Annotated in this window: 4 protein-coding genes and 1 tRNA gene; 2 read left to right on the top strand and 3 right to left on the bottom strand. The window is 28.0% G+C overall.

Going from position 1 to position 4,505, the window contains the following annotated elements:
* Positions 1-230 precede the first annotated feature (230 nt).
* Positions 231-306 (top strand) — tRNA-Thr (locus tag CRV02_RS14150).
* 2 nt (positions 307-308) lie between these two features.
* Here CRV02_RS14150 and CRV02_RS14145 read toward each other — a convergent pair.
* From CRV02_RS14145 to tpx, 3 genes are all read right to left on the bottom strand, one after another.
* Positions 309-863 (bottom strand): sulfite oxidase heme-binding subunit YedZ, encoded by a 555-nt coding sequence (locus tag CRV02_RS14145; protein WP_129090888.1) that lies wholly within the window; start codon positions 861-863, stop codon positions 309-311.
* A gap of 9 nt (positions 864-872) precedes the next feature.
* Entirely contained in the window at positions 873-1,829 is a 957-nt protein-coding gene (msrP, locus tag CRV02_RS14140) for a protein-methionine-sulfoxide reductase catalytic subunit MsrP (RefSeq protein ID WP_129090887.1), read from the bottom strand.
* A 91-nt stretch (positions 1,830-1,920) separates the two neighbouring features.
* Positions 1,921-2,409 (bottom strand): thiol peroxidase, encoded by a 489-nt coding sequence (gene tpx, locus CRV02_RS14135; protein WP_129090886.1) that lies wholly within the window; start codon positions 2,407-2,409, stop codon positions 1,921-1,923.
* 153 nt (positions 2,410-2,562) lie between these two features.
* Here tpx and CRV02_RS15125 point away from each other — a divergent pair.
* Positions 2,563-4,505: HAMP domain-containing protein (locus tag CRV02_RS15125; RefSeq protein WP_129090885.1), on the top strand; the 1,943-nt coding region annotated here is incomplete at its 3' end.

Genomic DNA, 4,505 nt, shown 5'->3' with positions numbered 1-4,505 from the left:
CCGAACCTGGAAGTCAAGCACTTCTGCGCTGATAATACTGCAGGGCCCCCTTGTGGAAACGTAGGTCGCTGCCAGCTCTTGAGTTTATTTCTATTAAAGCTTACCTTTACCAACTTATCCTTAGTTGTTAATGGTAAGCTTTTTTTTTAGCTCAGATTTCTTCGGCTTTAGCTTTTATTTATCAAAAGAAGAGATTTCTCTCCTCCTTTATTTTTTATACTAACTTTTTTGCCTGCATAGCTCCAACGGTAGAGCAATTCCATGGTAAGGAAGAGGTTACTGGTTCAAATCCAGTTGTGGGCACCACCTCAAACCTTATTTCTTTTTATTATTTGCTGTAGTAATTTCCAATATCCTATTAATATTATTATCCCTATATAACTAAATTCAATTAGTGTTAATGATTTTTGAGCCATTATAAAATGTATTGTTATAAGAATTAAACTTAAGTATATAAGTTTATGATAACTATGATATATTCTAAATAGTCTATTTGTGGAAGTAATTGCCATAAATACTAAGATTAAGAAGGCAATCATACCTAAATATATAAAGGGTTTATCTATTGTCTCTTTTATTAAAAAATTAATATCAAGTTCTGCATCTAATACAACAAAATTTAAAAAATGAACCAAAGCATAAAAAAAACCATATAATCCTATCATTCTTCTATATTTTATTAAATTATAATGCTTTTTTATTAAGGAAATGCAAATTGTAAAAAATAGTATAACTGTAGCTGTAACACCACTAATTGTATAGATATATTTTATTGGATCTTTTACAATTTGAACCAAAAAAAGTTCATAACTTGCAAATATAAAAGGAGTTAGGAGTAATAAAAAAAGTAAAAACCTTTTCATAATAATCCTTTAAAAATATTTTGTTAAATCCATACCTTTATATAAATGGGCAACTTCTTTCTCATATCCATTAAACATAAGAGTTTTTTGTTTGAAAAACTTTCCTAAAACTCTTTCTCTTTTTTGAGACCATCGTGGATGATCTACATTTGGATTTACATTTGCATAGAAACCATACTCTTTTGGATTTGATTTTTGCCAAGTATTTAGAGGCTCTTTTTCTACAAATGATATTTTAGCAATTGATTTAATTGATTTAAAACCATATTTCCATGGAACAATAAGTCTTATAGGTGCTCCATTTTGTTTTGGCATACTTGATCCATATAATCCAACTGCAAGTATAGATAAGTTATTCATTGCTTCATCCATTCTAAGTCCTTCTACATAAGGATACTCAACAGCTGGGAAAAGCATATTTGCTTGGTCTGGGAATATATCGTCATCAAATAGTGTTTCAAATCTTATATACTTAGCTTTTGAGTTAGGATTTGCATACTTTATAAAGTCACTTAATTTAATACCGACCCATGGTACAACCATAGACCATCCTTCAACACATCTAAATCGATATATTCTTTCATGCAGAGTGAATTTTTTTATTAAATCATCAAAATCAATTTCTATCTTTTTATCAATTAAGCCATCGATTGTAATTCTCCATCCATTTGTATCAAGAGTATGAGCCATATATTTTACTCTCTCTTTTGATGTAGTAAATTCATAGAAATTGTTGTATGAAGTTATTTGTTCATAAGTATTTAGTTCTAAGTTGTTATTTACAGCCTCATTGTATTTTAGATTTTTAATAGGAAGATTCTCTTTTGCAAGTGCTTCAACAATTGCAGTTGAACTAACTATAGAAGCAGCTCCTAATTTAATAAAGCTTCTTCTTTTATCGAATAATTCTTTTGGAGTAATCTCTTTTTCATCTAATTGCCATGATGGTTTTTTTAAATAGTTCATTATAAATCCTTAATATTAATACTTATAATGAATTGTAAATTATTTGTGTTAAGTTAATGTGTAGTTAAAATAGAGGAAACCTCTATTTTATTTATTTGATTGCGTTAAAAACTGCTTCGTAGTTTGGTTCATCTGTAATATCTTCACAAATCTCTTTATGAATCACTACACCTTCTTCATTTGTAACAAAAATTGCTCTACAAGTTACACCTTGAAGGGGACCATCTGCTACTAAAACTCCATAGGCATTTGCAAAATCTTTATTTCTAAAGTCACTACCCACTTTTAAGTTTTCTATTCCTTCTGTTGTACAAAATCTTCCTGCTGCAAATGGTAAGTCCATAGAAACTACAACTACTTCAACATCAGTTTGGACTGCATCTTCATTGAATTTTCTTGTTTCTTCTGCACAAACAGGAGTATCTAAAGAAGGTACTGCTGCAATAATCTGTGCTTTACCTCCAACCTTTACCTCTGATAAGTCATGTGCAATAACTGTAACTTCTGGAGCTTTATCGCCAATATTAACTTCATTTCCAGCTAAGTTAACAATATTTCCTTTTAATTTCGTTGTTGCCATTCATCGAACCCTTTTTAAAAAGTTTTAAAAGATTGTATCTAAATTAAAAATATAATGTACTTATGAAGATTCTGATATTATTAAATAATATTATTTAAAATAAAATTTATTACATTTTTAATATAATTATATACTACTATTGAAGGCTTTCTTATGAAAAATATTTCTATCCGTGCAAAGTTAATTTTATTATTTATTTTAATAAAAATCATTCCTTTACTTATTATTGTTTTTATTGCTTATGAAGGTGTAATGAGGTTAGAAACATATTTAAATGATAGTACTAGATATCTTTTTAATGAAAATAAAGAAATCATTTTAAATACTGCAAATGAGTCTATTGAAGATAGCGTAAAGTATCTAGATAAAAAATCTCAATTGTCTTTAGAGAGATTAAGTTTTGAAATAGCAAATAAAGTTGCAGACTTTTTATATGAAAGAGACAAGGATTTACTTTTTTTATCAAAAGTTGATATTAATACAAATATTTTAAAAAGTTTTTATGAATCAAAAAATAGAGATGTGATTCTACAAGAAGAGTATATCTATGATGATAAGAGTAGTTCTTGGGTACTTAAAAGTGAATCTAAAAAGGCACAAAGAGAAAAAACTACTGCAACTTTAAAGGATAATGAAAAAGAGTTTAATTACACAGACCCTTTATATTTAAAGAAAAAATCAATACCAATATATAAAGAAGTCGTTTACTTTGATTTAAATGGTAATGAAAAGTTCAAAGTTTCAAGTATCAATAAGAAGCTTAATAATATTTCAAATAGAAAAAACACATATATAAACTCAGAAAGATATTTTGAAGAGATAAAATCTTTGAAAGAAGGGGAAATATATGTTTCTGATGTAATTGGTGAATATATAGGAACTAAAGTTATAGGTCCTTTTACTAAAGAAAAAGCTAAAAAAATGAATATTGCTTTTGAGCCAGAAAAATATGCAAATGCAGGAAAAGAGAATCCTGTAGGAAAAGAGTTTGAAGGAATTATAAGATTTATAACTCCTGTATTTAAAAATGGAGTAAAAAAAGGTTATGTCTCATTAGCCTTAGACCATAAGCATATTATGCAGTTTACTGATACTTCCAATCCTACAAGTAATGATGCGATTCAAAGTATGCCCGATGCAAAAAATGGAAACTATGCTTTTATGTGGGATTATGAGGGGAAAAATATTTCCCATGCAAGGGACTATTTTATTACTGGATTTGATAAGAATACAGGTAAAAGAGTAATGCCTTGGTTGAGTAAAGATATTGCTCAAAAGTTTGAAAGTTCAAATGAAGAAATAAATGAATTTTTAGAAACTTATCCAAAGTTTGAAGAACAATCATTAAAAAAGAAACCTAATATTAAACAACTTTTAAAAAATGGAAAAGTAAGTTTAGATTGTAGGTATTTAAATTTTGCTCCTCAGTGTGAAGGTTGGATGCAATTAACTGAAAATGGAGGATATGGTTCTTTTGTTATCTTTTGGAGTAATGTATGGAAACTTACAACTGCAGCAGCAATTCCATATTATACAGGTAAATATGCAGATAGTAAAAGAGGTTTTGGTTTTGTAACAATTGGAGCAAATGTAGAAGAATTCCATGCTGCAGCAAATGAGACAAAAAGAAGTATTACTAAAATCTTAGAGACTCAAACTGAAAATATGAAAGAAGTAGTTGATGAAAATAAATCTGAAATAGGGTTATTTATTAAATCTTTAATAAACGAGTTATCTATTGTTACTTTGATTATGATTATTTTGATTATATTTATTGCTATGCTTATCTCTAAATATATTACTTCTAAAATAGAAAAGATTTTAGAAGGAACAAGAAGATTTGCTAATAATGAGTTAGATTATAGATTACCAGTAACTTCAAATGATGAAATAGGTAAATTAGAGGTTTCATTTAATAACATGGCGGAGCAAATTAAGAGTTTAATCTCTTCTCAAATAAATGCAATCGAAAAAGCACAAAAGGCGGATGAGGCGAAGTCGACGTTCTTAGCAAATATGAGTCATGAAATAAGAACACCATTAAATGCAATAATTGGATTCTCTGATATTCTTAGTAATTCAAGTGAATTAAAAAG

This window comes from Arcobacter sp. CECT 8989 (assembly GCF_004116715.1).
Lineage (GTDB): Bacteria > Campylobacterota > Campylobacteria > Campylobacterales > Arcobacteraceae > Halarcobacter.
This window is presented reverse-complemented; position numbering and strand designations above follow the sequence as displayed.